This is a genomic window from Streptomyces sp. NPDC002845, from assembly GCF_053591955.1.
This window is the reverse complement of record NZ_JBSFUU010000028.1, coordinates 37,778-64,777: the sequence shown is the minus strand read 5'-3', so window position 1 is coordinate 64,777 and position 27,000 is coordinate 37,778. Positions and strand designations below refer to the sequence as shown.

The window sequence follows — 27,000 nt, the reverse complement described above, 5'->3', positions numbered from 1 at the left end:
CATGTCCGCCCCGCGTACCAGCGCGCCCTCGACCACCACCGGGTCCGACGCGCTCCTCTACCTCCTGTTCGGCGTCCTCGGTGCCACGATCGCCTTCGGCTCCCTCGCCTGGCTGACCGGCAACCTCACCAACTCCCTTGTCGGCGCCGGCCCCTGGGTGCCGTTCAAGGCCACCGACGCGCTGCTTCACCCCGACGTGCTGTGGCCGCACCTAAGCCCCACCGCCCTGCTGGTCGGCGCGCGACTCGTCCCCGGCCTGCTCTCCGTCTGCCTCACCATCACCGGCCTGGTCCTGTGGCTGAGGCTGCGCGGCGGCGCGAAGAACGGCCTCGCCCGCAAGCAAAATCTCGCACCGCTGCTGGACAAGGAGATCACCGCCAAGGCGAAGAGCCTGCGGCCGAGCCTTTCCGATCTCAAGCCGAAGGAGGTCGCTCCCGCCGACCGCGGCATCCTCGTCGGCACGCTCTCCCCGGGCCGGGCCGAGGTCCGCGCCTCCTGGGAGGACGTGATCGTCGCGATCATGGCCCCGCGCTCCGGCAAGACGTCCGGGCTGGCGATCCCCGCGATCCTCGCCGCTCCCGGCCCGGTGCTGCTGACCTCGAACAAGGCGGCGAACGATGCCTTCACCGCGACGGTGGACGCCCGCGCCCGGATCGGCACGATCTGGACGCTCGACCCGCAGCAGATCGCCCACCACCCGCGCGAGATGTGGTGGGACATCCTGGCCGACGCCCGCGACCTGGCCGGGGCGAAACGTTTGGCCGGGCACTTCGTCGCCGCTTCGGTAGACGAGTCGAACGGCTCCGACTTCTGGTCCACCGCCGCATCGAACACTCTCGGTGCACTGTTCCTGGCCGCCGCCAGCCATCGGCGCCCGATCACCGATGTCCTGGCCTGGCTCGCCTCCCCTGCTGACCGCACTCCGGTGGACCTGCTCACCGACGCCGGCCACGACGCGGTCGCCGCCCAGCTCCAGGGCACCGTCAGCGGAGCCACGGAAACGCGGGACGGCATCTATGAGACGGCGCGGCAGTACGCGAGCTGCCTGCTCGATCCGGACGTCGCCGCCTGGGTCACCCCCAGCAAGCAGCTTCCCGAGTTCAAGCCCTCCGCGTTCGCCAGCTCCCGCGACACGTTGTACCTGCTCAGCAAGGACGGCGGCGGCTCGGCATCGGCGATCATCGCGGCAGCGGCCGATGCGGTGATGCGCGAGGCCGTTGTCGTCGCCGAGCGCTCCGGCGGTCGGCTCGACCCGCCTGCCCTGTGTGTCCTCGACGAGGCCGCCAACGTGTGCAAGATCTCCGATCTCCCGGACCTGTACAGCCACCTGGGCTCACGGGGCGTGATCCCGATGACGATCCTGCAGTCCTACCGGCAGGGCCAGCGGTGCTGGGGCGAGGCAGGCATGGACGCCCTCTGGTCCGCCGCGACGATCAAGATCATCGGAAGTGGCATCGATGACGCCGACTTCGCCGACCGTCTGAGCAGGCAGGTCGGTGACCACGACGTGCAGACGACGTCGGTGTCGACCAGCGACGGCGGCAAGTCCACCTCGGTGAGCATGCGCACCGAGCGGATCCTGCCCCCCGACGCGATCCGCGCGCTCCCGAAGGGCAAGGCGCTACTGCTCGCCACTGGCATCCGGGTGGCGATGCTCGACCTGCGGCCCTGGTACAAGGAGCCCTCCGCCAAGGTCGTTGGTCCGGCCTCGGCCCGCGCGACGAAGGCCATCACCGAGCGGGCCATCGCCAAGTCCGTGGGCCGCGACGACTTCGGGCTGTCGGCATGAGCGCTGTGACGCGCTGTCGGACGCCGAACTGGAGAACGGCGAGCCGGACGGCTGCTCGCCCTGGTCCTGCCGCTCCGGCGCCCCCGTCCAGGCCGATATCGACCTCACGGCCTGACTCTCCCCCCTCTACCTGCTCAGGAGTCCCTCGTGTCTTCGCGCACTCCATCCTCCCCTCTGGCGCGCTCCGAACGCCTCGCCCCGTCACCGGTCGTCCGGCGCGGCGGCCAGTGGTGGCTGGTCACCGGTTCCGGCTCGATCCTCGCCACCGATCCGACGTTCACCGGCGAACTGGACCGCTTCGCCACCGCGGTGGCCGCCGCCGACCAGGCCATCGCCAACCTCCGCTCCCAGCAGGACAATCCACCGACAACCCACCCCGGGCGGCAGCGATGAACCCGCTGCTGAGTGCCGAGCAGGCGGTGCTCGGCTCGGTGCTGCTTGATCCAGGCCAGCTCGCGCACCTCGACTGGCTCGCACCGGATCACTTCTACCGCCCGGTCCACCAGGCGCTGTTCGCCGCCCTGCGCAAACTCCGGACCGACGGCCACCCCGCCCTGGCGACCAAGGAACCGGTGCCGCTTTCCTGGGTGACCGACGCGGTCGACGAGGCCAGCCACCACGTCCGGGGGCTGACCGCGGTATACGCCCACATCCTCATCTCTACCTGCCCGCGCCCCGAGCACGCCCCGGTGTACGGCCGGATGGTGCTGGAAGGAGCGATCCACCGCAGCGTGACCGAGCACGCGATCCGCCTCCACCAAGCAGCCCGTGCCGACGCCCTCCAGGGCCAGGTGGAGGGAGCGCTGCACCATGCGGACGTCCTGGCCGGGGTACTCGGCGACCTCGCGCACCGCTGGGGGTCCGAACCGAGCCCGGTCGCCCCGGCCACGCCGCCCTCCACAGCACCCGTCGCGCCGCCGCCGGTACGGGCGGACCAGGTCGCCGAAGACGAGCAGTTCCTGCTGGCGGTCCTGGTCGAGCGACCGAAGGCGATGGACGAGGTCGTCGGCTGGCTGCGACCGGGCGACTTCGCCGACCCCGCCCACTCCCAGCTCTACCGCTGCCTGGGCGCACTGCACCACCGCGGCGAGCCCATCGACCGGATCACCGTGCTGTGGGAAGCCCAGCGGCGCGGTCTGCTGGCCGACGGCACGCTGACCGCCGAACAGCTCACCGCCATCTGCGACGGCGTCGGCCCCGGCAGCGCCGAGTGGCTCGGCGAGCAGATCATGCGCTCCTCCGTCACCCGCACGGCCGCCACCTCCGCCCGCGCCATCCGCGCCCTGGCCGAGAACGAGACCCTGGCCCCCGGGAGGCTCATCAACCACGCCCTGCACGCGCTCGGGCCGCTCGACGAAGTGCGCGCCCGCTGGCAGACCGCGAACGGCCACCCCGCTCCGGCGCCGCCGCCCCCCGCGCCGCCGACCGAGGGGCCCCCGACGGCGCGGGTCCACGCCGCCCTCGCCCGCAGCACACCGCGACCGGCCGCACAGCCCTCGGAATGCCCAGGCCCTGCCTCCACGCCATCAGCCGCGCGACCGCCCTCGCGCACCCACGGCTGAACCGTCCTCACCCACCAACCCAGCCCATCCGGCTGTCCTCACCTCTGGAACGCACCGTGGACAACACCCCCCTCTCCGACGCCCTGGCCCTGCGCGCCACGGCCTCCGCCTTCGACGCCCAGCGCGGCAAGCTGCCGGTGCCCGGAGACCCCCACCGCTCACCCGATGCCGTCGCCGTCGCACGCCAGGTCTCCGAACTCGGAAAGCTGATCACCGACTTGGGCGACGAGGTCCTCTTCCGTGCCGCCGACCACGACCAGGCCCTCCACACCGCTCGGGTGATCACCAGCTTCGCCGCCGCCGTCGAGCCCGCGGGCGAAGCGGCTTCCGCCCTGGGAGCCGTGGCCCACCAGCTCGCCTTCCTGAACCAGACCGAGCCTCTGCGCGACCAGCCAGACGCCAGGGATGCCCGGGAGGCAGCCGTACGGGCGATGGAGGACGCACTCACCACCGCCGACGCTGCCCTGCACGACAGGGCCAACTCCCTGCACTCCGCATCGGCAACGGTCTCTCCCCCGTCCGTTCGGCTCCAGGCTGCCCGCAGCCGGTCCACGACCACCGCGCCCACTCCGGGGTCACCACCTCCCGGCGTCACCACGGCGGTGGCGTCCTCCTCCGACCGAATCGCACGGGGCCGGTGACATGGAGACCACCACCGCGCGAGGGCCGTTGATCGGCTCGCTCTGCTCGGGATACGGCGGTCTGGACCTCGGAGTCCAGGCCGCTCTCGGCGGCACTCTGGCCTGGCACGCCGAGATCAACCCCGACGCCGCGCGCATCCTGGCCCGGCACTGGCCCGGCGTGCCCAATCTGCAGGACATCACCGCCGTCAACTGGGCCGATGTGCCTCGGGTGTGCGTTCTGACGGCCGGTTTCCCTTGTCAAAGACGTCTCCGTCGCCGGCCGCCGGGCCGGACTCAACCCCCACACCCGCTCGGGGCTGTGGCTGCACGTCGCCCGTGCGGTCGAAGCCCTCCGCCCCTGCTTGGTGGTGATCGAGAATGTCCGAGGTCTCCTCACCTCGCCCGCCGGTTCCCCTGGCGACGTGGAATTCTGCCCGTGGTGTCTGGGAGACGACCCAACCCAGCTTCCTGTGCGGGCACTTGGTGCCGTACTCGGCTCCCTGGCCGATCTCCGGTACGACGCGAGGTGGCTCGTGCTTCGTGCCTCCGACGTCGGAGCCCCGCATCGTCGCGAGCGGACCTTCCTCACCGCCTGGCCCGCCGAGCACCCTGCTCAAGACTCCGACGAGCAACATCGGCAAGAACGGCGGCTCCCAGCACCCGTCGAAGCGGAAGAGTGGCGGCCACGGCCCGAACCTGGCCGACGAGGTGGAGTGGCTGCTGCCCACGCCGAAGGCGTCGGACGGGATCAAGGGCTCGCCGAACCAGCGGCACGGCAACGGGGACATGACGCTGCCGAGCGCGGCAGCATCGCTGCTGCCCACCCCGAGGGCGAGCGACACCGGCACTCCTGGCTGTCGTCCGGGCAAGGGCTGGCGCCCGCCCCTGTCGGCGGTGGCGCTGCCGTTGTGGGCGGAGACGCCCCCGGAGGCCGTGGAACCAACGGGCGATGGGGAGCGTACGCCTCCGCCATCGCCCGATGGGAGAACCTCACCCGCCCCGCCCCGGCGCCCACCGACGCTGCCGGACGCCTGCGCGCCGACTTCGTGGAGTGGATGCAGGGCCTGGCCCCTGGCTGGGTGACCGCAACTCCGGGACTCGGCCGACCGGCTCAGCTCACCGCGCTCGGCAACGGCGTGGTCCCCCAACAGGCCGCCCGCGCCGTGCAGTTGCTGGCACCGCCCTTCCCCCGCTGCCCCCGCTGCCCCCGCTGCACCGCGCCGTAGCGCTGCACTACCGCCTTTCCCCGGCCGGACCAAATCGCGGAATCTCCGCATCCTCTTGCTCATGCCGACCTGCGAACGGAGCACCGCCGTGACCTCCAGAAGAGCGCGCCGCACTTCGCCCCCGCCCTGCTCGCTCACTCCCTTGGATCCGCCATGTCCGACCCCAGCAAGGCCGCCCCCGAGCCGTTCCGCGTTCCCGACGGCGATCTCGACGATCTCGCCAGCACCCTCGCCAAGACCATGGCGGAGGTACGCCAGCACGGTGTCATCCTCGACCGCCTCGGCTCCGAGCCCGTCTCCACCCCTCAGCCCACCGACGACACCCCCACCGCAGACACGGCCGACGCCGACAAGGCCGACGTCCCGGCCTCGGTGTTCATCCTCGCCCTGGGCGGCGAGGCGTACGCCGTCGAACTGGCCGCACTCAGCGACTGGGTGAACTACCTGTTCCTGCCCGTCTACGGACGGGAGATCAGCACCACCCGGCCATGGTGCGACCAGTGGCACGAGCACCCCGAGGCCGTTGCCCGGCTGCACGCGCTCTGGCTCGCGTGGCAGCAGCTCACCGACGCCGAGGCCGGCCTGTCCGGTCCCTCGACGTGGCACCGCGACCACCTTGACCAGGCCCTGGTTCATCTCCGTGCCCCCGACGGCCCCTTCGCCGCATGCACGACGAGCCCGACCCGGCCTAACCACCGTGTGCTGGCCACCCCGGCGCCCGGGCTGGCGGGAGCCACTCAGTGACCACCGAACTCGACTTCCGCCTCGACGATTTCGAGCCTGCCGACGCCGTCTCCGAACTCGCCGAGAGCAGTCTCTGGGCCGGAGACCTGACCGTGCTGGCCGAGCACCACACCACCCCGGAGGGGTCGCGCAGCTACTTCGTCGCCCACGACGGGTCGGTGACCTGGGGCGTGCCCGGCGAGCCACAGCTCGTTGCCATCAAGATCACGCGGGATCTGCTCGAGCGCACGTTCACCTTCGAGGCCGCCAGCCACGCCGGTCTGGCCTTCGCCCAGAACTGGCTCGTCGAGCGCGGCTGCCCGCCCGAGCCGATCGCACAGGTCGGCGCCGATCTCATACAACCCGCCGACGTCCTCACGGTCGGCGTCGAGCAGCAGATCCGCGCCTCGGGCGACCGGTACAAGGTCCTGGCCACTCAGGCCTCGGACTACGCCCCGTGCGAGACGTGGACCATGGTCCGCGATTCGGGCGCGGCCCATGTCCCGATCCGGGTGTTCCTCGAAGCGGTGGCCACGGATTCCCTCACCTACACGGTTCGCGAGGGCGCCTTCGCCGACGAGGACGCCGCCCAGGACTGGCTGGACAACCGCGACGGCCCCCTGCCTGAGCCGCCGGAATACCGCGGCGACGGCGCCGCTCTGCGGACCCGCGCTGCCCTCACCCGCTCCACCAGCCCTTCCGCGATCCCCAACGCCGGCCTCGGCACCAGCACCGCGCCGTCCGTGAACACCGCCCAGCGACCGAACCCTCGGAGGTCGATGTGAGCCGCGCCCGCTTCGCCTTCGCCGCGCACCCGGATGCCATCGCGGACCTGCGCGAACTCCCCGACGACATCCGCGACCTGGCGCTGCTGGAACTGCAGAACCTGGTCCACGGCAGCGACGACTGCCTGCCGCTGACCGGCCGCCTCGCGGGCTTCCACAAGGTCTACGTCGACCCGGCAGTCTCCTACCGGATGGTCATCCAGTTCCGCCCGGCCCCGCCCACCTCGACCCACAAGCGCGAGATCTACCTCGTCGCAGCCGGTGCCCGGGAGGACTACGCGGTCTACCGCACGGCCCAGCTCCGCACCAACCGCACCGACCTCAACCGGCCCGCCGACACCGACCCGGTGGCCGAGGCGCGAGGCCAGGCAGCCCGATCCCGATCCCCCCACGCGGTCGACCAGACCGCGTCCCTCGCGGCCACCGCACCGGCGCAAACCAGCCCCTCCGCTCCCGCCGCCTCCCGAAAGGCCCTCCTGCGATGACCGCCGACCGCACTCCCCTGGCCCGCACCGAACTGGCCGGGCTGCTCACCGACGCCGCGCAGAGCGTCTCCGGGGTCCTGACCACCGAGTACCCCACCTCCGCCAGCCGCTCCTACCTGCATCCCGTCCTCGGCGCGCTGTCCGCCGGCCCGCGGGTGGTCTGCGAGTTGAACGACCGGCTCGAAGGGTTCGTCATCGAGGAGCCGCTTCCCTCCACCCCCGCCGGTCTGTTCACCCTGGCGTCCTACGCTTCCGCGCTCGGCTGGCTCACCGAGTCCCTCGCCGAGCTGACCGCCTCCGTGGACCAGATCTGCACGCGCGTCGGCATCCCCGCCGAACCGCCGGACCCGGCCTTCGCCGCGCACTCACCGGCGGAGCAGGACGACGAGTTCGACTTCGCGTTCAGCGCGCTGGAACTGGCCGCCATCCGCACAGCCGCTGAGGCTGCCGGCCTCAGCCCCGGCGACTACGTCGACGTGCTCTCGCAGTCCCTCCTCGCCGCCTCCCGGATCACCGACGCCTGCATGGAGATCTCCAGCGGCCTGTTCGAAGACGCCGCGTACGTCCTCGGCGAGGCGACCGACCACGTCTGGATCGGTGAGGGCCCCGACAGCCTGCCCACCCTGGTGCGCTCCCTGCTCGCCCGGATGGAGGCGGCCGAATGAACCCCCATGACATGGCGAAGCGGCCCGGCGCGCACTTGGTCGCCGAGGAGTTCGGTGTCGAGGACCCCTGGGCGCTGAGCGACGACCATCCGCCCCTCGGCCCGCTTCACCTCGTCGGCAGGGCAGTCGCCGAAGCCGCTCGCGATGTCGACGAGTTGCACGGCGAACTGACCCGCGCCGCCCAGTCCGCGATCGAGCTTCTTGAGCCCGTCGGGCGGGGCGAGCATGCCGGCATGCGCGGCTGGTACGGCATCCTGCGCACCACGGGTCCGCAGATCGAGCTGCTCGTCGCCCGCCGGGGTGCGGCTTACGAGCAACTGACCCGGGCCGTGTCCACGTACCACCGCCTTCTGCCCAAGTCCGACGCCGAGCCGGCCTCGAAGGCACCGCGCCAGAGCCTGGGCCTGGCCCCGGAGCAGGCGCCGGGACGGGACGACGACTGGGCCATCGCGGGTGGTCGCCAGCTCGGAGCCCTTGAAGCCGTGGAGGCGGGCGGGCTTCGATTCCACCAGAGCGCGGCTTACGGCTACATCTATCTCTCCGACGTTCGGGGCCAACGCCCCACCCCGGAGGTCTGGCCCGAAACCGTCCGGCGGCTGGTCGCCGACGGGCTATTGGACCAGGACATCAGCGAGGGACTGTACCGGCCTGGACAGCTCCTCTCGCTCACGCCGCAGGGCAAGGCGGCCCTCCGGGATGCACGTACGGCCACGCCGCGCCTATCCGCCGCCCTCAGCCGCAGCAACACCGCGGCGATCTCCGACGTCGTCGCCGATTCAGCTGTCGCACCCGCAACAAGCCCGGCCACCAAGCCTTCCCGTTCCCGCTGATTCCCCCCGGAAAGGACGACCCCCATGTCCACCGCGATCTACACCCGCCACCTGGTCGAGCACCGGTTCGGCCGCCCGCTGGAGGACCTCCGGCGCGACGGCGCGCATGGTGGTTCGGGCGATCCCGTTCTGCCGATCGTGCTGCGGCGGCTCGGTGGTCTGGCCGAGACGAACGCTCATGCCCGTGCCGCCCGCCGCAACCTCGACGCGGCCTGGCAGCGCTGCCGCTCCGGCGAGCACGCCCTCGACGACCTCGTGCTGCGGTACGCGGCGGAAGTCGTGGACCTCGAACGCCAGGAGCAGTCGGAAGCCGAGGCAGTGTGGGACCTGCTGGACGTCCGCCTCCTGCTGGACCAGCCTGCCGCCCGCCGGCCTTCGGCTCGGCGAACCGGACCCGCGCCGGGCGATGAGGACCTCATGGCCATCGCCCGCCAGGTCGCCGCCCGTCTGCCCCGGCTCAACCGCGAAGCCCTGCGCCAGGGCCTGCGCGACCGAGGCATCCACGTCAGCAACCGCCGCCTCGGCACGGTGCTCCAGCGTCTTCGCGCCGAACGCGACCCTCACTGATCCGCGCCCCGCCGCCCGATTCACCCTTCGCCATAATGGAGTTACCGCCATGTCCACCCCTGTACAGCCCGCAACCTCCCAGATCGGCTCCGTCGACGCGCAGCGCGTCGAGGACGCGCTGTCTCTGATAGCGCCGAAGTGGACCACTTGGTCGGCGCAGACCCTGGCCCAGCAGGGCGGCCCCATGCGTGTGCGTGACGTCGCCGCCCGGCTCCCCTTCGTCAGCGAGCAGTTCGTCGGCAAGCGGCTGGCCCAGATGCACGCTGACGGGCTGGTGACACGGGCCGGTGATCGCCACGGTGCCCCGTACCAGCTCAGCGGGTTCGGCAACTCGCTGTCCTCGGTGCACCGGGCGCTGTCCGACTGGTCCCAGGCGAACCTGCCGCTCGGCAAGGTGGCCGGTGCCGAGCGCGTCGAGGACGCCGTGCGCCGTCTGCACCTTCGCCACTCGACCGCCGTGATCCAGGTCCTCGACGCGGGCGGGCCCGCGCGGTTCGTCCACATCGCCGAACAGGCCGGGCTCGAGAGCAGCTTCACCCGGCAGCGGCTGATCCGGCTTCAGCTCGACGGCCTGGTCACTCGCACCGGACCGCGCCACGGCGCCCCCTACGTCCTGACCGACGCGGGGCGGGCGCTGGGCCCGGTCTACGCAGCCGTCGAGCGCTGGAGCAACCCCGTCGCCGCACCGCGTCCCGCCGCTGCCCCGGTCGCGGCGGCCACGCGCACCCACACCGGCATCCCGCTGGGGTCGGACGGCATCCGTACCGCAGCGGCCCTGCGGCGGAGCACCGCCGCGCCGGGCTCCCTGTTCAGCCACGCTCCGCAGCCACAACCGAGGGTGCCGGCAGCCGTCACTGCCCGGTCCGCCCCCTCTCGGGGCCGGTGATCCGCATGGCATCCAGCACCAGATCCGCGTCACAGCCGCCCTCGTGCCCGCATGCTGCCGAGCAGTCCGCTCCCGGCTGCGCGCGAGCCCGTTCCCCACCTCCTCCAGGAGCCGTTCCCGTGATTGCGACCTCTCCTCCGGGCGACCTCGCGCCCGACACCGATCTGCTGGTCCGTCCCGTCTATCTCGCCGGGCGAGGCGACACCGCCGCCGTCTACGACGCTCTATGCGACGCCCGGGGCTGGGGCAAGGCGACCACCGCCACCGGCCTGATGTTCACCAGCCCGCGCCAGGACGCGCAGGTGGCCTACCTGCCCGAGAGCCGGTACGGCGGATGGAAGGCCACCCAGTGCCGCGAGCCGCTCGGCACACCTCTCTGGTGGGCCAGCTTCAGCAGGAACACCCCGGCCGAGATCACCTCTGCTTTCACCACCGCGCTCGCCGAGGGCCTGCCCAGCGACCATCGCGACTTCCTGCACGCCGGCCCCCACCACCGGCCCAGCAGCCCCGCCGGGGCATTGGCCGACCGCGGGTGGCAGACCGACGACACCGCCATGTACCTCTACCAGCGCTCCCCGGACGGGCACGCCTATTTCGGTCTGCGCAAGGGCCACCTCGACGACTACATGGAGTTGGAGGGCGAAGGGCCAGCGCAGTGGACGCTGTACGGCTGCGTGGACCACGTCAACGGTGAACGCTGGCACGCCGACTTCACCAGCGCCACCCCGCTCTACCTGGTGCGGGAGGCCGTGCTCGCCTTCAGCAGCACCGAGCCCGTCGAGCGTCCGCTGTCGGGCATCCCCGAGCGGAATCTGCCGTACGTCACCGTCACGCCCGTCGGCGCGGGCGCCGACCCGCGCCGGTCGGCGGCGCTCGCCCAACACATCGCAGGCCGGAGCGACTCCGCCCGTTGCCTCGGCCGCCGCCGGCCTGCCCGCGCCTGGTTCCTCGCGCCGCCGCTGACCACGCCCTTGGAGAAGCCGTGCCGTACGACCTGAACGACGAGCGGTGGCGCGAGTACCACGTCACCCCGCGATACCTGGCCGGATCGACCTTCACCGGCGATCCTGCCCTCCAGCCTCTCCTCGACGTGGGCTGGAAACTGAATCACGACGAGATGGGCAACGTGTACGTCAACGCACCCGAGCAGACCATCCGCCTGGGGTACCTGCCCGAAGGCGACGACGACGCGCTGTGGAAGATCACGGCGTGCTCCGACCCCTTCGCGATGCCTCGCTGGCTGGTCACGTACCAGGACAGCACCCCGACCGAGATAGTCCAGGGCTTCACCACCGCGCTCGCCGCCGCCTACACCGAGGGCCCCGACTCCTACCTCTACTACGGCAACAGCGACTTGGCGGCACTCGACGTCGGCACTCCGCTGGCGGCAGCAGGCTGGAGCCACCGCTACGGCGCGTCCGACGTCTCCTTCGAGTCCCCGGACGGCCTGGCCGAGGTCCACCTGCGCCGGACCCGCCTCGACCACACCGCCGAGATGACGGGCCATCAAGAGCGGTGGCTCATGCTGGCCGGACCGCCTGGAAACGAGTGGTACGCGACCGCCTCATCCTTCACCCCGGAGGGCTTGGTGGCCGCGATGAACACCGCGCTCACTGATCCGGCACCGGTCATCCGCTACGGCGACGACTTGCGCCGCCTTCCGCTGCAGGCAACGGCGACCCCGGTCAAGCCCCCGGTGCCGACACCTCTGGATGTCCGCCGCGCCCAGGTTGCCAACTCGCGTTCCACCGTGGTGCCTTCGCCTGTCGGCGCACGGCCGTTCATCCCGGCACCGCGCCCGCCATCGGCTCCGCAGGTCCCGCGTCCAGGGCGCAGCCGCTGACCACCGTTCCCCTTCTCACCCTCCGGAGCCACCCGTGTCCGACGCCACTGCCCTCAACCAGGCCGACGCGATGATCGAGAAAGCCTGGGGCCGCCCCATCGACGCGCTGGAAAGCCTCGCGGTCCGCCGCCCCGTCGAGGACCCGCTCCTGCGCTCGGCGATGCATATCCGATCGAGCCTCGTCGTCTCGAACAACGCGGTCGCCGTCCACCAGGACCGTCTGCACGCCCTCACCCGGTCCGGCCATGTGCCAGCCTTCTACGACCTGGACCGGATCACCAGCTCGGCGGTGGCCCTGCGGGTCGCGCAGGCCGAGAGCCGCACGGCCCTGCAGGCGATCAGCCACGTTATCGAGGCCCGCGAAGCCTCCATGACCGCGGACCGGGCACCGGCGCTCCGCCTGGCCCAGGCCGCTGTCGCCCGCTCCGCGCACGCGCCCCGCGCCCTGGGCCAACCACCCGACCAGCCCGCTCCGTCGGCCGCTGTCGGCCCGACGGTGGCCGCGACCGGGCCACGCCGCTAACCGGTTACTCCGCGTTTTCGTCGCGGTGGGCGTCCCCGAACCGGGAGCCCACCGCGCGAGCCAGCTCCTCCACCGTCAGCTCGACGCGCCGCCCGTCCGCGACCCGGCGCTCCGCCACGGCTTCCCCGTCACGCTGCCCTTCGGCCTGGGTGCCCACGGCCCACTGGCCGTCGGCCACCATCGCGATGTCTCCCACCGTCCACGGCCGCCCGGCGCTGCGGATCTTGCGCTCCAGCCCGACACCGTCCCAGTGCCTGCTCGACTCCGCCACCCCGTTCCCCCTCCGGCTCTGTACGGCCCTGCGCCGTAACCCAGTTACGACAACCGGCCGCGCCGTTCCATTCCCCGGCCCGCCGGTCTCGCGCCCTCGGTGGCCAGTTCGCCCACGGCAGACAGCACCTTCCGGGAAACGACTACGTACTTCGGCACACCGCATGTCAACGTACGGGTGTCGGTAAAACCGCAGGTCAACGAAGGGACCGTCCACTCGTGAACGCCTCCAGCACTCTCCTGCCCGCTGTCGTCCGTCCCACCGTGGAGGAGCGCGCCTGGCTCTCCAGCGACCACTGCGCGGGTCCAGTGCTCGAACTGCTCGGCGCACTCGGCTGGGCGATCGTCGACACCCCGGAGGCCAACGTGCACTGCACCAGCCCGGACGGCCGCGTCTACGTCGGCTGGCTCCCCGAGGACACCGCCGCCTGGAAGCGCGGCATCGTCTGGCAGGTCCGGGTCATCCCCGCCGACGCCGAGCCCTGGGTCCAGGAGTTCGGCCTCGACACCCCTTCCGAGGCCGTGTCCGGTTTCCTCGCCGCGCTCGTCGCCGCATGTCCCCGTACCGCTCAGTAGCGACGGCCAGACCGCCGCACCGCCGCCCGGCCCAAACTCGCGAAGGAGTCATCGTGGCACGCATGCTCAGCGCCGCCCGCCCCAACTTCCGCCGGGCCTGCCGCTACGCCCGGAGAAGCTGCACTTGCTACCTCTACCCCACCGGATCGAAGGCGAAGGTCCTGCGCCGCCGCGCACAACGGCACGCCGAGAAGCGACAACTCCGCACCCCCTGACCCCGGCAAGTAAGCCCCCACCAGGAGAGACCCGTTGCAACACCGCGCACCGCTGACCAACCACCACGCCGACGACACCGACTGCCCGGCCGAGCACAAGCACACCAGCTCCGGCAAGCCGCTTCACCCCCGCTGCACCGGCCGCGCCTACACCCAGGCCATCTGCTCGTGCGGCGACTGGCAGATGAAGAACCCCGGCAAGGGCTACGTCAACGAGTGCCGCAGGCGGCACCTCGCGAGCCACCCCAAGCCGAGCCCGACCGGCCCGAAGGTCTTGCGCGACCTGCTCCGCCTCGACGCCCGCTGACGCTCCACCTCCGGCACCGCTTCACCCACCCATCTCACACTCGGAGGTTCCCGTGCCCCACTACCTGACCGTCGGCCACCTGCTCCACCAGCTTCAGAACCTCGACCCCGACCTGCCGATCCGCCTGGCCATTAACCCCGACTGGCCCTTCACGCACTACCTCGGCACCGACGTCGTCGTGCGCGACGGCGTCGCGTTCATCGCCGACGACGGTCAGGAGGACTACCTCCCGCGAGCGGTCCGCGACGCCCTCGTCTGGGCCTGACCTCGGCGCACTGATCCCGGCAGGAGGTTCCCATCTCACCGCGACCCCACTCTTTCGCCGCCCGCCCGCTGCAAGGCCTCGCTCTGCAGCCCATGCCGTCCGGAGTGCGCGGCGCACTCGTCCACCGCATCTCCGCCCTTCCCAACGGACCACTCGACGTTTCCTGGCTCCCGGCCGACGCCCCCAGACTCCCTCTCGGCCGCATCCGCCTCTACTGGGAACCCGCCTCCCTGTCGGGCTGGGACGTCACCGCCCACCTCGGGTTGGCCAACGCCGAGGTCCATCTCGCCTCCTGGCCCTCCGCACCCGACGACTGGCCGCACCTGGTCCGCCCGACCATCCACGAGGTACGCGGCCTGTGCGCCGCCCTCGCAGTGGCCACCGCCTCCCTCGACCTCTCCAATCACCTCGCCGAGGTCTGACCGCAACCGCAAAAGGCCGCCCCGCGCCGAACAGGCAGGGGCGGCCTTGCCGTACGCCCAGCCGCGCGTTGCGTACGCTCGTCACGGACGAACGAGGAGAACACGATGGCCGACGACCCGCAGCTCTGGGGATACCCGGAGGTCGCCACCCACCTGGGCATCAGCGTCCGAGCAGCCCGCAGCCGCAAGAGCCGGGGCAGCCTGCCCGAGCCCGACGACACCAGCGTGCCGGACCGGCCGCGATGGAGGCCGGCCACCTTCCAGGGCTGGCAGCCCGTCGGCCGGGGGTTCCGTAGCGACCTGCACGGCACCGCTCAGCACGACAGCACCGCATCCGGCTGACCGGCGGTCAGGTCCGCCCGTAGGCTGCGGCCATGACGACCGACTCGCCGATGCCGTCCCCGCCGTTCCCTTCGCCCGACAACGCCGTGCTCCGGGTGGTCGTCGGCAACGCCATCGCATCGGTCCACAGCGGCGAAGCCTCAGTGGAGGAGGCGATCCTCCACGCAGCCGTTCACGGCTGGTATGAGGGCCACGTCCAGGGCGAAGACGAGTGCCCTGGCTGCGACTTCCGGGGCGAGCTACCGAAGCACAGCAGCCGCGGCTGACCGTCGTCCATAGCTTGAGGAGCGTCACCGATGTGGTCTGGACGGCCCACTGCCTGGTCCGTTCGAGGCTGCGCGGATCGCGGACCGCGTGCACGCGACCGCCCAGGCGCCGTTGGCCCGATTTCCAGTTTCGACGGTCGCGGTGAGGTCGTGTCCCTATGCTGATCGTCCAGGGCCAAGCAGTGGGGGGCGCCCATGGGCGAAGTCGGGCATGGGCGAGAGCCAAAGACCAACGGCATGCGACGCCAGGTCTCCTGGAAATTTCTTGCCGCAGTCGCGGCCCTCTCGTACCTCACATCGAGGGCGCTCAGGGGCGGCTCCTGGTATCCGCCGTTGGTGCTACTCGTCCTGGGTGTTGTCGTACTCGCCTTTCGTCACGTACGGGACACGAGCATGGTCGGCATGGGCGAGCTCCTACGCGAGGCAACTCTCGTGGAGCCGCTGACCAAGCAATTGGAGAGGGCGGACCAGCTGAGTCTGGCCGGAGACCTCGCCGCGGCTGTCGAGTTGCTCGAGTCCGTCGCCGCGGATCCGGCCACGCAGCGGTTCCCGCTGCTGGCAGCAAATGTCGCCATGAAGCGCAGCGACTTCGCGGTGGCGCAGGGCGACCTGCCGACCGCCGAGTCGGAGGCGGTCGCTGCGGTGGGCCACCACGAACAGGGCCGCAACCGCTCGGCTCATTCTGAGGCGCTGGAGAAGCTTGGCAAGATCCAGTTGCTGCTGGGCCGGAACGAGGAGGCATACGCCACCATCACTCGAGCGGTGGCGGTCGGCAGGGGCCGGATGTACCGACTGAGCCGGGTCCGCGCAGAGCTGTACCTCGCCAACCTCGCCCTCGACCAAGACGACATTCCGCGTGCGACTGAACACGCCATGACCACACGCACACTGGCCGCCAAGTGGCGCTGCCACCCGCAACGCGCCGGCGCGTGCGACCTGCTCGCCGCCGTGTCACTCGCTGAGGACCGCGTCGCGGACGCCGCCCAGTGGACCGCCGAGGCCGATCGTGCTCTCTCGCACGGCGGCGGCACATTGCCTCACCGCGTACGTCACCTGATCGCCACCGCCCTGGTCTCCCATGCGCAGGGCGACGACAAGGGAGCCCTCGCCGCATACCTGGAGATGATGCGAGGCGTCGCCGAACTGCGCACCGGCTGGGGTTGGCGCGACGCCCAGGCGTACTACGTCGACCTCTACAGCGAGCACGAGTTCACCGCGTACACCACGGCTCACACCCTGTATCAGCGTGACGACCACCAAGCCCTGGACGCCTTCGCGTCACTCCTTGACCTCGGCAGCCGGACCGCCCTGCGCCGCATGCTGCGCGGTGAACTCGTCACACGGACACCCGACGACATCGAGCAGGATGGCATGACGGAGATCGTTGGCCTTCTGACGACGCTGGCCAGCGCGGAGGACACGAAAAGCGGTCCGGAGGGCGCGCTGATCGCCGAGGTCCAGACGGCCCCCGCCCGCCCCGGAATGACGAGCGGCCAGGTGGCGCGGGTGTACGAGCGCCTGGAGACGCTGGTGTCACTGAGGTTCCGGTGGGTCATGGAAGCGGACGGCGACGCACCCGTCGCCGACCCACGCACGTATGCGAGGCGCTGGAACAGCCATGTGCTGCATGCACGACTCGTGACCAACGGCACGGAGACCAGTGTCGTAGGGCTGTGGACATCCCCCGATGGTACGAGGCGCCCCTTCCTGCACACAGTGCAGGGAGCCGCAGCGGTACTGCTCGGCGACGTGGCCGGCATCGAGTCCCTGCGGGACGGGCAGGAATCGGTGACGCCGCCGGAGCCGGATACCGCCACGGAGACCGAGGGGGTGCGCGCCCAGGCACCAGACTGGCAGACGTCGCCACGCTGCCGCCGTCTGACCTCGCGTGATGTCTTGCCCTGGGCGACACTGGCTCGCCTCCTGCTACCGCCCGGCCTCCTGGAACTCTTGGACGACGCCGACCCCGACGGCACGGTGCCCAAGCTGCTGGTCGTCCCCGACTCGAGCCTGTGGCGGGTGCCTTGGGGCGCCCTGAGCGTCGCGCCGGACGACCCGGAAGGGTACGTGGTGGACCGAGCCGTCCTCGCCATGTCACCGAGCCTGTCCCTCATGGAGGGCCAACAGCAGGTGCCCCGGCCTTCGTCGGACGCAGAGGGCGGGGCCCGGGGACGGGCATTCGCGTTTCTCTCCGGTGTAGACGCTGAAGGGCTGGACGTCGAACGGACCGCCTTGGACGCCGCGTACGGCATCGGTGTCGTCCACGCCCGCACCGCCAGGCAGTTGCTGTCGCTGCTGGACCCCAACGGCGTCGAGTTCACGCTCGGTGCCGCCTCCGTGCACGGCAACGACAGACCGGGACTCGCGCATGCCCTGCGCCTGGACCGGAATACCACGCTGTCCGCGGCCCGCATGCTCACGCTGCGGTTCCCGCGCACGCTGCTCATCAACGCCTGTCTGTCCGCCGAACTCGACGAACGGCGCGGCACCGACCCGCTCGGTATTCCGACGGTCGCGTTGTGCCGAGGCGCCGAGACGGTCATCGGAGGCATCTTTCCGCTGCCGGACGGAAAGGGGAAGAACCCCCTGTATAGCCACCCAACGGCCCGTATCCTGGCCGTCTTGTACCGACTCCTCGCCGAGGGCGTCGCTCCGGCGACGGCACTGCGCACTGCCCAGCGCCGGTTCCGGGCAGAGGTCGGCCCGGTCCCGCCGCGCCTGTGGGCGGGACTTGTCAGTATCACGGCGTCGTTCGACGACCCACCCACACCTAACCCACCCCACATCTGAAGCTTGCACAGGAAGGATGCGTGTGTCATGACGACCCAGAACAGTGAGCCCTCGCCGAGCCCTGAGAACGAGGGGGGCGGGGGAGCGGACTGGGAGGACGAGTTCGGTTTCGACGAGCGCCAGTTCGTTGTCGAGGATCTTACCGACGGGCCCGAGCCCCCGTTGCCGCCCGCCGTGACCGGCGTCCCGCCCGCGCAGGCGCCCGTCGTCGAGCCACCGGAGGAGCCGAGTGCCCAGTAGCGTCATCGCCGCGGTGCTGCTGCTGGCCGCGATGACGCCGGGTTTCGCCTTCCACCAGTCCATGAGCCGCTACCGTCCCAAGGACACCCGGTCCTCGACCACCGAGGTCGTCGAGCTGTTCAGCGTTGGCGCTCTGGCAGCCGCGGCCGGGCTGCTGCTGACCCTGCTCATCGGTGAACTGACACCTTCCCTCGTAACGCTCCGTGAGGTGACGAAGGCATCGGCCGACTTCCGGGACCGTCCCTGGTCCTGGGTCGGCGCCGTGGTCGTGGCCAGTGTGCTGAGCATGGTGCTCAGCACACTGGCCGGCGTGTACGCGGGCCGGAAGTCACCCAGACGTACGGGCGCCGCAGTCCGGGAAGGGACTGTAGCCGTGCACGCCCTCACCGACCGCGCGGGGGCGGACGGGCAGCACAAGCCGTTCATCGCCATCGAGCTGTCCGACGGCCGGCTGGTGGAGGGTTACGTCCGCTACGTGTCGACCGATCCGGACCCGACCCGTCGCGACATCGTGCTGCAACGGCCGATCGCCTGGACGGGGCCCGGCAACGTACCGCGTACCCGGTCGGCGGCCATGTGCGTCTTCGTGCCAGGGGCGCTCGTGCGCGTGGTGCACATCAGCTACCCGCGCGTTCCGGCACCAAGCGCCACACCGGTGCCCCCCTCGCCGATGGCGCCGCCCGCTCCCTAGCAGGCGTTTGACCTTGATTCACGCCGACCGTTTCAACATGTTTTGCCTAACGGGCTCGTGCCCGACAAGCGGTGAGACGGTCGAGCCCTTGATGGCTGATCATGGCCGGGTGGAGGGGAACGCAGCTAAAGCCTGCCTCGCAACGTTGAGGCGGGCTGCGGAGGGAGCGAGGGCTCGCCGCCCTTCCTCGTGTTATGCGGCTGCCCCGGGGTCCGTCGAACGTCACGCATGTCCTTATGGCTACCTTTCCGGCACGTCTTGCCGGTGCCGTGCAGAGCGTCTTGACGGTCATGCCGGATGCCAAGCTCGCGCCGGCGGAGTCATTCGAGGTTGTTGCGGTGCAGGGCGAGACCGTTGCCATCCCCTACCGGATCTACAACGAGGAGGCGGAGACCGGCAGTTCGGAGGGGCCATTGACCGAAACCCAACAGGTGATCTTGCATTGCCTGTAGTCACGGCACGGTGATGACAAGGTTCGCCAGCGCCACCTCGAAAAGATCATGGCGTCGAGCGAGCCATGGGTGGTCCCATTTGTGGTGCGGTTGGCCGGCGAGTACGTGCTGGAGATCCTTGAGGCGATCGGCCTGGGTGTTCCCGGCCTCGCTGCCCCGGGGTTGGCTGACCGCAGGCTCTATCGCGAGTTCATCGAGCGCAATCCAGACTTCTTCGCACGCACGGAGCGACCCATGGTGAGCTACTGGTCATGCCACTACCGGCGGAAATATGAAGTATTCGGGACGCATCCGGGGTTCGTGCTGATGGAAGCGTTCCGGGCCGCCGCGTCAGAACACGCCAGCATGCAGTGGCCGCGACACATACCGCCGCCGTCGGCGACATGATCGGCGGGTCCGCCTAAGCCTCGATCCACCGAGGTGGTTCGAGGCTTAGTCCAGATAGGTGCCGGCGAAGGCGCCGTCGAAGCCGAGTGCGGCCAGGCCCTGCTCGACGCTGGCGTAGGTCGTCCCGTCCGGGATGGCGATCATGGCGTCGAAGTCGGCGCGGCTGATCTCGGGCTCGAGCCACTGGTTGCTGCAGCGGCAGCGGATCCAGACGTTGCGGCCGTGGTTGATGAGCAGCCAGTCGCGCCGAGCCCGGCAGGCCGAGCACATCACGGGGATCCCGCGCAGGGACAACTCCGGCGGGTGGCTGAGGCAGCGTGTCGCGCCGGGTCCGCTGGGGGGCTGCGTCTCGTACTGGAGCTGCAGCAGGGGGTCGCTTCCGGCGGGGGCGGCGGGCAGGACGGGGGTCGGCTCTACGTGGTGGTCGGTCGTTCTGAGCACGAGCATCATCTCCCGGTCGAGGGCCTTCTCTGTTCATCCGTAACAGCCGGTGGAGTTGGTTGTCCAGGGGTTTCGCGCAGTCCGGCAGGCCGGTGGCGGGCCTGCCGGACTGCTGGTCAGCGGCGCGGCGGGCGGCTGCGCGGGTCCGGGGCGGCGGGCCTAGGCGCTGCCGGAGGTCCGGTCCGAACGCCGGTCCGGTTGGCCGCAGACTTGGCGCGGCCGGTGTCGGCCTGCGGGCGTCGAGCGGCTTCGCCCGGGTGCGCGGGGAGCTGGGCGAGGCGGCGCAGTCGCCAGACCAGGACGTCGTTCACGTCCTCGGCCGTGTCGAGTTCGCGCATGGCGATGGCCTCCTGCAGGAGGGCCTTCGGGTCGTGGCCTGCCTGCTCGGCCTGAGCCAGGGTGGCGGCCAGGGCGTCGATCTTCGTGTTCGTGTCGGCTCGGGTGCTGTTCTCGGGCAGGGCGGCGCGGATGGTGGTCTCGTAGGTGCGGCGCTGGGCTTCGGGCAGGGCTCGGCCTTGTTCGCGCAGGGCCTGCATGGGTGCGGCGGCGGCCTGGCGGTAGGCGGCGCGCAGGTGCTCGGCGGTCTGACGGGAGGCTTCGGCCTGTTGGGCGTGACCGCGTGCGGAGTGCCAGCGTGCTGCGGCCAACGCCACCAGGACCAGGGTGGAGACGAGCATGGCGGTGGTGCCGCCGTCCTCACCTCGGCCGAGCGCGCTGCCGGCCTGGATGATGCCTCGGGCCGCCGAGCGGATCGCCCGGGTGTCGGCGCGTTCGGCCCGGACGTGGCTGCGGGTGGCGCGTTCGAAGGAGCGAGCGGCGGCACCAAGTTCGGCGCGGGTGGCGGCCGGAGAGGTCTGGGCAACCGCGTCCAGGAGTTCACCGACTCCGACGAGTTGGGCTGCGGCATCGTCGTCGTCGCTGTCCAGGCGGATCGCGGCGCGCTCGGCGATCCCGGTCGCGGTGCGTCGCCCCCGTGCCGACGGCGACCAGTCCGACCGGCCGGTGTCGGCTTCCGCCATCGTGACCGCGTCGGCGGTTCCGTCGGCGAGGCGCCGCTGGATCTTCGGATAGGAAAGGTCGGGGGCCAGGGTCGAGCCCGCGAACCAGACCGGCTCGCGGTCGCGGTTGCGGTCGCCGGGCAGTGCGACCGTGTAGCCGAGGACGTCCCCGGAGGGGGCGTGCCGCAGCTTGACGCGCAGGCCCGCCTCGCGAAGGCGGGTGAAGAACTCGGCTTCGCCGGCGGCTCCGGCGACGGCCTGGCGGACGGCTTCGCGCAGCGTCTCGCGCGGTGTCTCGGGGCGGCCGGTGCGCTCGGCTTTGAAGCGCTCGGCGCTGGTGGGGGTCTTGGCTCCGGTGCCGTCGCCGGGCTTGAGCTGACGCAGGTCCATCTCCTGTTCGATGCGGCGGCATTCGGCCTGGGCCTTCTTGAAGTCGTAGTTCATCCTCGGGCGGCGCAGGTCGCCTCGGACCATCGTGGCCAGGATGTGGATGTGGTCGTCTGCGTGGCGCACCGCGACCCAGCGGCAGCCGTCCGGGTCGCCGTCGGGGGCGAGGTTGACGGCTTGGACCAGGCGGCGGGCGACGGTGTTCCACTCGGCGTCGGTCAGGGTCCGGTCGCCGGGGTCGGTGCGTACCGAGCAGTGCCAGACGTGCTCGGCCGGGGCCTTGGGGCCTGCCTGCTTGACCCGCAGGTCCAGGGCGGCAGCGAGCCGGGCGAGGGTTACCTTGGGGTCGGGGTCGGGACTGGTGTCACGGCCAGGGTCAGGGGCGAAGCCGTCCCAACTGCCGACGAGGTGGGGGTCGGTGTGCTCGTCGCGCTTGCCAGGGCCGTAGAGGTAGACGAGCAAGCCGTGGGTGCGCGAGCCGCGTCGGATCTTGGGGACCATCAGAGGCGCTTCTTCACCAGGGTGTCGGCCGCGTCGTCTACGCGGGCCAGGACGCGGGTCAAGGTCGTGAGGGCGTGGTCGAATTCGCCGGGGCGGGGCTGTCCTCCGGCGTTGTAGACGAAGGCGATCTGGTTGATGTTGTTGCCGACACGGGAAATGGCGGTGCGCAGGGCGGCCATCTCGTCGATGGCGGCGTCGAGCTGTTCGTTGGTGTGCACGGTGGTCGAACCGCGGGCGACGGCGAGGCCGGCAGCAGCGAGGAAACGGGCGACGGTGACGGCGCGCTGCTTGGCGGCGGCGGTGATCTCGGTCTTCTCGGTGTCGGACAGGCGGGTGGTCGTCTTGTGGGTGCGCCGACTCGGGTTGCGGGTGCGTCGGCGCGGCTTGCGGTCGGGGAACGCAGGTTGGCTCGTGCTCTGCTGCTCGCGCGGGGCGCGGTCGTCTGCTTCTCCTCCCACGACCGGCGCCCCCTGGTGCCGGGAGTCCGGCTGGTCCCCGTGCGCCCTCGCTCGGGGACCAGCCGGACTTCCCCCGCCGTCCTGGGCGGGGGCAAGTGCGTACGACGGGCCGTAGGACCGTCGTACGCGACAACTTGCTCCGCCAGGAGCCGTGTTGGGGTCACGCTGCGGTCCGGGCGTGGTGGCCGCCGGGTCGTTGGCGGTCACCGGCCCGTCTCCGCGTCCTGCTGGTGGATGTCGCGGACGATGTCCTCGATCCAGTCCATGGCGAGGACCGGGTGGTGCAGGGTCCAGGGGCGGCTGTGTCGGTGTCGTTGCACGGTCCAGGTGCTGTCGGGACCGGTTTCGGCGCGGTGGAGGTGGCCGCGCTGGTGCAGGACGGTCAGCCAGGAGTCCACCTCGGCCGGCGTGGCGGGGTTCGTACGCATGGCAGTGCTCTCCGGTTCCTTCAGGAGGTCGTGGGGCGCGTGTCCCGGGGCGGGTGACCGGCCGAGGTGTCCGGCTCGGTCACCCGCCCCATGTGGTGTGCGGTCAGTTCCGGGAGGTGGTGACCGACTGTCCGTGCTGCTGGCGGAGCTGGACCATCAGGGCGGTCAGCGTGTCGCTGGACAGCGGGATCTGCTGACCGCGGATCGCCTGGGCGACCACCTTGCGGGTCAGCTTGTCCTCGGCCCTGACCGCTGACCGGGCGATCTCCAGCAGCTCCTCGGTGTCCGGGTCAGGTCGCCGGTCACCGGTTGTCCGGGGGTCCCGGTCAGTGACCGGTGGCGGAGTGACCGGCCGGTCAGTGACCGGCGGGAGGTTGTCCGGGCGACCGGTGACCGGCTCGGTGACGGCCTGTCGGTCACTGACCGCCGGGGCGGTGTCCGACTGTCCGCCCAGGTCAGCGGCGTTGAGCCCCCGGTCATGGTGACCGGTGTCCGGGCTGCTGCTGTCCGCCGAGGCGCTGTCCCCGGTCATTGTCCGGGCGTCCGGGGTCTGCTTGTCCAGGGACAGGCGGGGTCGGTCGGTCAGGGCGGTGTCCGGCTGTCCGGAGCTGACCTGACCGGGCTGCGGCTGCTGCTGACCGGCCCGGTCGGTCCGAGTGACCGCGATGCGCTCCGGCTGACCGGGGTTACTGGTCTGACCGAGGTCGTCGCGGTCACTTCGGTCACTGTCCTTGACCGACCCCCGGGCGATGAGTATGTACAGGTGGACCGCTCCGGCCAGAGCGAGCGGGGCGATGGTGGACAGCACGGCGACCACCGTGTCTCCGAGCCGCAGCCCGGTGTCCGAGGCGGTCTCTTCGTTGAGCCTGACCGCGTGCAGCGCGTTGGCCCAGATGCTGGCGGCGGTGGCCGTGCCGAAGAGTGTCCAGACGTAAAGCCGGGCGCGCAGCGGTGCGTCGCGCAGGACCAGCAGGGCGCGGATGCCGTAGGCGATGAACCCGTCGATCACCAAAGGGAAGAGGTAGGTCAGCAGGCCCCGGACGTGGATGGCGACGGCCATCTGCTGCAGGGCGTCGTACGACAGAGCGCATCCCGCACCGCCGAGGGCGATGACGACCGCGCGGTCCCATCCGGTGACATGCGCCGTGCTCGGCGCGCTCGCGATGTTCACGCCGCCGTCCCGAAGTCGTCGCGGCCCAGGCGCTTGCCGTCGGTCTCGGGAGGTGGGGTGGCCTTCGTGGTCTGCTCCAGGTCTCGGTTGCGGATGGCTCGGCGGATCTCGCGGTACAGCTTCTGGGCGTGCTCCTCGGTGATCTTCAGGAGCCAGGCGAGGCGCTGTTCGGTGAGGCCGTGGCGGTAGGCGGCGTGGACGACCGCGCGGCGCTCGGCCTTGGTGAGGTGGACGTCGCGCCCGGCGACGGTGGCGTTGACCCGGCTGTAGTCGAGGCGGTTGGCGAGCTTCTCGTGCAGCGGCTCGCGCTCCTCCTCGGTCATCCCGCCCCGGATGCCGTGGGTGTCGCCGCCTTCCAGCGCTGCGTCCAGGCAGGTGCGGCGGACCGGGCACTGGCCGCACAGCGACTTGGCGGCGGTGATCTTGGTGGTCTCGTCGGGCTCGGGGAAGAAGATTTCGGGGTCCACCGGGTTGTACTCGGTGCTCTGGCAGACGGCCTGGTCCTGCCAGGTGTGATCGCCGAGCGACCGGTGGTGGGCAGGGCTGATCGTCGTGGTGGTCATGCGGGTTGCTCCGATCGCTCTCCGCGCGCGGGGGCGCCGGCGGAGGGGTGCGCTGGGTCGGGAGGTGCATGGGGCAGCACGCTCTGGGGGCGCGGCCCGGCGTGGCGGCCTGCGGTGGGTCAGGCGGCGGGGCGGTGGCGTCTGCGGTCGACCGGCTCGAACTCGACCCGGGTGGTCATCTGCGCGAGCCGAGAGGTGACGCGGTCGCCGAGGTAGGCCCGGAGGTCCTTGATCGCCAGGTTGGTGGTGATCAGCGTCGGGAGCATGTGGTTGTACCGGCGGTTGATCAGCCGGTACGTCACTTCCTCGACCCACTCGGACGCCTTGGCCGCGCCGAGGTCGTCGATGATCAGCAGCGGGCACCGGCTGACGGCCGCCAGCTCCCGCTCGCTGTCGACTCCCTGCCGGGGGCGGAGGTCGGCGTACAGGTCGGCGGCGGTGGTCGCGCGCCACCGCACGCCCACTCCGGTCTGCACCAGCTGTCGGACCGCGCCGTACGCCTGGTGGGTCTTGCCCGCGCCGACCACCCCGGCCATCAGCAGGCTCGGGCCGGTGGTGACCTGCCGCCGGGCTCCGATGCTCGGGGCGACGGCCTGCTGGGCGACGTCCCGGGCCCAGTCCAGGACCTGGGGGTGGTCGGCGACCGCGCCCTGGTAGCGCGGGGGCATCGCGGCCAACAGGGCGTCCAGCGGGGAGAAGCGCTCGGGCTCGTCGGCCAGGGCGGCGACGGCTGCCGGGTCGATGTTGCGGGCGGCCAGGATCCGGGCCATCCGGTCCAGGGTGCCTGCGCCGCCGAGGGTCTGCGGGTCGCGGGTGTAGGTGCGCATCACAGCTCCTCGGCGTAGGCGGCGGCAGCGTCGACCGGGTTGGTCCACGCCTGGTGAGCGGGCACGGTAGGCCGGATTCCCGGCCGCGCCAAACCGGCGGACCGTGCGTTCATGGCGTCGTTGACCAGGCTCGGCAGGCGGCTGGGGTGGCCCTGGATCTCCGCGAAGCGCCGCAGTCCGGCGCGGACGTGCTCCGGGGCGATGCCCTCGCCGAGGAGCTTCTTGGCGATGCGGCCGAGGTGTCCGAGCACGTCGCTGGGCGGTCGCTCGTCGCACGCGGCGACGTACTCGCCGATGAGGTCGTTGGCCGAGACTGTGGCGTCGGGCGCTGTGCGCCCCGTAGGGAATGAAGATCCAGGATCCAAGATCCTAGATCCAGGCGCCGAGCCCTCTCCGAGGTTTCGGGGAGGCTTCGGGGAGCCCTCCGGGAATGCCGTCTGACCTGCGGGTTTCACGCCGGGGCGGTCAGGGATGCCGACGAGGGCGTCCTGTTGTGCGGTCGGGCCCTCGCTTCGGGGGGCGGGAGGCGTCGGAGCGGGCCGCGCGGGTAGTTCGAGGGCTCGGGGAGCGTTCGGCGAAGCCTCGGCGAGCCCTCGGGTAGGGGTGGGCGACGCCTCGGTACGCCTCGTGCAGGTCCCCTTGCAGGGGCCGCACCGGTCAGTCGCGTGGTGCTGCGGGCAGGAGGGCAGTCGGGACTGGCTGGGCTTGTCGATCTTCTGGTGCTCGGACCAGGTGACGATGTGGAGGTAGCGGCGGCCGTCGCAGCCGGTGTACCGGCAGATCAGGCCCGCGTTGGCGAGCTGCTGGAGGTCGTCCTCGACGTGGACTGAGGTGTGCTCCGCCCGCAGGGGCCAGAGCAGCCCCGCGATGATCGCGGCGTTGTCGCGGTGGCGGCCGTGGTCGTCGGCCTGGGTGAGGAGGCCGAAGAAGGTCCGCTCGGCCTCGACGTTCACCTCGGCGAGCGACTCGGAGACGAACGCCTCCGGCTTGATCGTTCGGATCCGCGCCATGTCAGCGGCGCCGACTGGCAGCGGCGAGGTCGCTGCGGGTGAGGGTCGCGGCGGCGAGGTCGAAGGTGTGGGGCCGGGTCCAGTCCGCGTCCGGCCAGACCCGCAGGACCCACCGGGCTGCGACCCTGGCGGTCGTCCGGCTCAGCTCGATCGGCTCCCCGACCGCGTCCTTGGCGATGGCGTGGGGGTGGGGCCACGCCTGCTTCGGGTCGGTGAGGCTGACGCGGATGGTGGTCGCCCCGGGGATCATGTCGGCGAGCTGGGCCGCGAGGCGGTGCTGGCGGGCCGTGTCCGGGCATGCCGGGGTTCCGCTCGGCGTGGCGAGCATGGGATACTCCGTTGTTCGTAGGAGTGCGGTGCGGCGGTTCTCGTGCAAAAGCCCCGCCGCCCGCGAGATGTGAATCGGTGCCCTTCGGGGTGCCAGCCCGGCGCTTGGGAGTTGGTAGCTCCCGGGCGCCGGTTTTCGTTGCCTGGCCGCATCACGGA

Annotated in this window: 37 protein-coding genes and 2 pseudogenes; 29 read left to right on the top strand and 10 right to left on the bottom strand. The window is 71.3% G+C overall.

The genetic code is table 11. From position 1 onward, the window contains the following. The first annotated feature begins 1 nt into the window (after position 1). The 17 genes and pseudogenes from ACWD3C_RS21680 (at position 2) to ACWD3C_RS21600 (ending at position 12,507) form a co-directional block, all read left to right on the top strand. Positions 2 to 1,789, top strand: a complete 1,788-nt coding sequence (locus ACWD3C_RS21680) for a type IV secretory system conjugative DNA transfer family protein (protein ID WP_451146235.1) — start codon at positions 2 to 4, stop codon at positions 1,787 to 1,789. A gap of 147 nt (positions 1,790 to 1,936) precedes the next feature. Next, a complete protein-coding gene (locus ACWD3C_RS21675) occupies positions 1,937 to 2,182 on the top strand; it encodes a hypothetical protein (protein WP_451146233.1) in 246 nt (81 codons plus the stop codon). After that, complete coding sequence (locus tag ACWD3C_RS21670) at positions 2,179 to 3,351, top strand: DnaB-like helicase N-terminal domain-containing protein (RefSeq protein ID WP_451146231.1); 1,173 nt, start codon at positions 2,179 to 2,181, stop codon at positions 3,349 to 3,351. The genes ACWD3C_RS21675 and ACWD3C_RS21670 overlap by 4 nt, the downstream gene beginning before the upstream one ends. A gap of 56 nt (positions 3,352 to 3,407) precedes the next feature. Continuing rightward, complete coding sequence (locus tag ACWD3C_RS21665) at positions 3,408 to 3,992, top strand: hypothetical protein (protein WP_451146229.1); 585 nt, start codon at positions 3,408 to 3,410, stop codon at positions 3,990 to 3,992. A gap of 1 nt (position 3,993) precedes the next feature. Then, positions 3,994 to 4,176 (top strand): annotated as a pseudogene (locus ACWD3C_RS21660) (hypothetical protein); the annotation flags it as partial. 115 nt (positions 4,177 to 4,291) lie between these two features. After that, positions 4,292 to 4,564: pseudogene (locus ACWD3C_RS21655) on the top strand (DNA cytosine methyltransferase); the annotation flags it as partial. A gap of 123 nt (positions 4,565 to 4,687) precedes the next feature. Continuing rightward, positions 4,688 to 5,200 (top strand): hypothetical protein, encoded by a 513-nt coding sequence (locus ACWD3C_RS21650; protein WP_451146310.1) that lies wholly within the window; start codon positions 4,688 to 4,690, stop codon positions 5,198 to 5,200. A gap of 153 nt (positions 5,201 to 5,353) precedes the next feature. Beyond that, the gene (locus ACWD3C_RS21645; RefSeq protein WP_451146227.1) at positions 5,354 to 5,944 is read left to right on the top strand and encodes a DUF4913 domain-containing protein; all 591 of its coding nucleotides are present in this window, start codon (positions 5,354 to 5,356) and stop codon (positions 5,942 to 5,944) included. After that, a complete protein-coding gene (locus ACWD3C_RS21640) occupies positions 5,941 to 6,708 on the top strand; it encodes a glycosyl hydrolase (RefSeq protein ID WP_451146225.1) in 768 nt (255 codons plus the stop codon). Before ACWD3C_RS21645 ends, ACWD3C_RS21640 begins: the two co-directional genes overlap by 4 nt. After that, complete coding sequence (locus ACWD3C_RS21635) at positions 6,705 to 7,193, top strand: hypothetical protein (RefSeq protein WP_451146223.1); 489 nt, start codon at positions 6,705 to 6,707, stop codon at positions 7,191 to 7,193. Before ACWD3C_RS21640 ends, ACWD3C_RS21635 begins: the two co-directional genes overlap by 4 nt. Further along, positions 7,190 to 7,858 (top strand): hypothetical protein, encoded by a 669-nt coding sequence (locus ACWD3C_RS21630; RefSeq protein ID WP_451146221.1) that lies wholly within the window; start codon positions 7,190 to 7,192, stop codon positions 7,856 to 7,858. The genes ACWD3C_RS21635 and ACWD3C_RS21630 overlap by 4 nt, the downstream gene beginning before the upstream one ends. Then, entirely contained in the window at positions 7,855 to 8,688 is an 834-nt protein-coding gene (locus ACWD3C_RS21625; protein ID WP_451146219.1) for a large ATP-binding protein, read from the top strand. Before ACWD3C_RS21630 ends, ACWD3C_RS21625 begins: the two co-directional genes overlap by 4 nt. A 24-nt stretch (positions 8,689 to 8,712) precedes the next feature. Then, complete coding sequence (locus tag ACWD3C_RS21620; RefSeq protein ID WP_451146217.1) at positions 8,713 to 9,255, top strand: hypothetical protein; 543 nt, start codon at positions 8,713 to 8,715, stop codon at positions 9,253 to 9,255. A 49-nt stretch (positions 9,256 to 9,304) separates the two neighbouring features. Continuing rightward, a complete protein-coding gene (locus ACWD3C_RS21615; protein WP_451146215.1) occupies positions 9,305 to 10,141 on the top strand; it encodes a winged helix-turn-helix transcriptional regulator in 837 nt (278 codons plus the stop codon). A 119-nt stretch (positions 10,142 to 10,260) separates the two neighbouring features. Beyond that, the gene (locus tag ACWD3C_RS21610) at positions 10,261 to 11,139 is read left to right on the top strand and encodes a DUF317 domain-containing protein (RefSeq protein ID WP_451146213.1); all 879 of its coding nucleotides are present in this window, start codon (positions 10,261 to 10,263) and stop codon (positions 11,137 to 11,139) included. Beyond that, positions 11,124 to 11,984 (top strand): DUF317 domain-containing protein, encoded by an 861-nt coding sequence (locus tag ACWD3C_RS21605; RefSeq protein WP_451146211.1) that lies wholly within the window; start codon positions 11,124 to 11,126, stop codon positions 11,982 to 11,984. The genes ACWD3C_RS21610 and ACWD3C_RS21605 overlap by 16 nt, the downstream gene beginning before the upstream one ends. Positions 11,985 to 12,018: 34 nt before the next feature. Further along, positions 12,019 to 12,507 (top strand): hypothetical protein, encoded by a 489-nt coding sequence (locus ACWD3C_RS21600; RefSeq protein ID WP_451146209.1) that lies wholly within the window; start codon positions 12,019 to 12,021, stop codon positions 12,505 to 12,507. A gap of 4 nt (positions 12,508 to 12,511) precedes the next feature. Here ACWD3C_RS21600 and ACWD3C_RS21595 read toward each other — a convergent pair whose 3' ends face one another. Then, positions 12,512 to 12,778 carry a hypothetical protein gene (locus ACWD3C_RS21595; RefSeq protein ID WP_451146207.1) on the bottom strand — a complete coding sequence of 89 codons (267 nt, stop codon included), beginning with the start codon at positions 12,776 to 12,778 and terminating at the stop codon, positions 12,512 to 12,514. 218 nt (positions 12,779 to 12,996) lie between these two features. Between ACWD3C_RS21595 and ACWD3C_RS21590 the strand changes: the two genes are divergently transcribed. The 12 genes from ACWD3C_RS21590 to ACWD3C_RS21535 all read left to right on the top strand — a co-directional run bounded on the left by ACWD3C_RS21590 (position 12,997) and on the right by ACWD3C_RS21535 (position 19,730). Then, a complete protein-coding gene (locus ACWD3C_RS21590) occupies positions 12,997 to 13,353 on the top strand; it encodes a DUF317 domain-containing protein (RefSeq protein ID WP_451146205.1) in 357 nt (118 codons plus the stop codon). Between the two features lie 53 nt (positions 13,354 to 13,406). Further along, positions 13,407 to 13,568 carry a hypothetical protein gene (locus tag ACWD3C_RS21585; protein WP_451146203.1) on the top strand — a complete coding sequence of 54 codons (162 nt, stop codon included), beginning with the start codon at positions 13,407 to 13,409 and terminating at the stop codon, positions 13,566 to 13,568. A gap of 34 nt (positions 13,569 to 13,602) precedes the next feature. Next, the gene (locus ACWD3C_RS21580) at positions 13,603 to 13,875 is read left to right on the top strand and encodes a hypothetical protein (protein WP_451146201.1); all 273 of its coding nucleotides are present in this window, start codon (positions 13,603 to 13,605) and stop codon (positions 13,873 to 13,875) included. 52 nt (positions 13,876 to 13,927) lie between these two features. Next, positions 13,928 to 14,140, top strand: a complete 213-nt coding sequence (locus tag ACWD3C_RS21575) for a hypothetical protein (protein ID WP_451146199.1) — start codon at positions 13,928 to 13,930, stop codon at positions 14,138 to 14,140. Between the two features lie 92 nt (positions 14,141 to 14,232). After that, the gene (locus ACWD3C_RS21570; protein ID WP_451146197.1) at positions 14,233 to 14,562 is read left to right on the top strand and encodes an esterase; all 330 of its coding nucleotides are present in this window, start codon (positions 14,233 to 14,235) and stop codon (positions 14,560 to 14,562) included. A 105-nt stretch (positions 14,563 to 14,667) separates the two neighbouring features. After that, a complete protein-coding gene (locus ACWD3C_RS21565; protein ID WP_451146195.1) occupies positions 14,668 to 14,904 on the top strand; it encodes a MarR family transcriptional regulator in 237 nt (78 codons plus the stop codon). Between the two features lie 32 nt (positions 14,905 to 14,936). Further along, the gene (locus tag ACWD3C_RS21560; protein WP_451146193.1) at positions 14,937 to 15,170 is read left to right on the top strand and encodes a hypothetical protein; all 234 of its coding nucleotides are present in this window, start codon (positions 14,937 to 14,939) and stop codon (positions 15,168 to 15,170) included. 237 nt (positions 15,171 to 15,407) lie between these two features. Continuing rightward, positions 15,408 to 17,960: a CHAT domain-containing protein gene (locus tag ACWD3C_RS21555; protein WP_451146191.1), complete on the top strand. Its 2,553-nt coding sequence runs from the start codon at positions 15,408 to 15,410 to the stop codon at positions 17,958 to 17,960. Between the two features lie 27 nt (positions 17,961 to 17,987). Next, complete coding sequence (locus ACWD3C_RS21550; RefSeq protein WP_451146189.1) at positions 17,988 to 18,200, top strand: hypothetical protein; 213 nt, start codon at positions 17,988 to 17,990, stop codon at positions 18,198 to 18,200. Next, positions 18,190 to 18,891 (top strand): DUF6338 family protein, encoded by a 702-nt coding sequence (locus tag ACWD3C_RS21545; protein ID WP_451146187.1) that lies wholly within the window; start codon positions 18,190 to 18,192, stop codon positions 18,889 to 18,891. The genes ACWD3C_RS21550 and ACWD3C_RS21545 overlap by 11 nt, the downstream gene beginning before the upstream one ends. 236 nt (positions 18,892 to 19,127) lie before the next feature. Next, positions 19,128 to 19,343 (top strand): hypothetical protein, encoded by a 216-nt coding sequence (locus tag ACWD3C_RS21540; RefSeq protein WP_451146185.1) that lies wholly within the window; start codon positions 19,128 to 19,130, stop codon positions 19,341 to 19,343. Between the two features lie 48 nt (positions 19,344 to 19,391). Continuing rightward, entirely contained in the window at positions 19,392 to 19,730 is a 339-nt protein-coding gene (locus ACWD3C_RS21535; RefSeq protein ID WP_451146183.1) for a hypothetical protein, read from the top strand. 45 nt (positions 19,731 to 19,775) lie between these two features. On the opposite strand, the gene ACWD3C_RS21530 is transcribed toward ACWD3C_RS21535, so the two are convergent. From ACWD3C_RS21530 to ACWD3C_RS21490, 9 genes are all read right to left on the bottom strand, one after another. Then, positions 19,776 to 20,180: a hypothetical protein gene (locus ACWD3C_RS21530; protein ID WP_451146181.1), complete on the bottom strand. Its 405-nt coding sequence runs from the start codon at positions 20,178 to 20,180 to the stop codon at positions 19,776 to 19,778. A 107-nt stretch (positions 20,181 to 20,287) separates the two neighbouring features. Beyond that, positions 20,288 to 22,057 carry a relaxase/mobilization nuclease domain-containing protein gene (locus ACWD3C_RS21525; protein WP_451146179.1) on the bottom strand — a complete coding sequence of 590 codons (1,770 nt, stop codon included), beginning with the start codon at positions 22,055 to 22,057 and terminating at the stop codon, positions 20,288 to 20,290. Then, positions 22,057 to 22,515: a plasmid mobilization protein gene (locus ACWD3C_RS21520; protein ID WP_451146177.1), complete on the bottom strand. Its 459-nt coding sequence runs from the start codon at positions 22,513 to 22,515 to the stop codon at positions 22,057 to 22,059. Before ACWD3C_RS21520 ends, ACWD3C_RS21525 begins: the two co-directional genes overlap by 1 nt. A 203-nt stretch (positions 22,516 to 22,718) precedes the next feature. Continuing rightward, positions 22,719 to 22,943, bottom strand: a complete 225-nt coding sequence (locus ACWD3C_RS21515; RefSeq protein ID WP_451146175.1) for a hypothetical protein — start codon at positions 22,941 to 22,943, stop codon at positions 22,719 to 22,721. Between the two features lie 103 nt (positions 22,944 to 23,046). Then, positions 23,047 to 24,114 carry a DUF2637 domain-containing protein gene (locus ACWD3C_RS21510; RefSeq protein WP_451146173.1) on the bottom strand — a complete coding sequence of 356 codons (1,068 nt, stop codon included), beginning with the start codon at positions 24,112 to 24,114 and terminating at the stop codon, positions 23,047 to 23,049. Further along, positions 24,111 to 24,677: a WhiB family transcriptional regulator gene (locus ACWD3C_RS21505; RefSeq protein WP_451146171.1), complete on the bottom strand. Its 567-nt coding sequence runs from the start codon at positions 24,675 to 24,677 to the stop codon at positions 24,111 to 24,113. Before ACWD3C_RS21505 ends, ACWD3C_RS21510 begins: the two co-directional genes overlap by 4 nt. A gap of 119 nt (positions 24,678 to 24,796) precedes the next feature. Beyond that, a complete protein-coding gene (locus ACWD3C_RS21500) occupies positions 24,797 to 25,504 on the bottom strand; it encodes an ATP-binding protein (RefSeq protein WP_451146169.1) in 708 nt (235 codons plus the stop codon). Further along, positions 25,504 to 26,514, bottom strand: a complete 1,011-nt coding sequence (locus ACWD3C_RS21495) for a hypothetical protein (protein WP_451146167.1) — start codon at positions 26,512 to 26,514, stop codon at positions 25,504 to 25,506. Before ACWD3C_RS21495 ends, ACWD3C_RS21500 begins: the two co-directional genes overlap by 1 nt. Before the next feature lies 1 nt (position 26,515). Further along, the gene (locus ACWD3C_RS21490; protein ID WP_451146165.1) at positions 26,516 to 26,842 is read right to left on the bottom strand and encodes a transcriptional regulator; all 327 of its coding nucleotides are present in this window, start codon (positions 26,840 to 26,842) and stop codon (positions 26,516 to 26,518) included. Positions 26,843 to 27,000 lie beyond the last annotated feature (158 nt).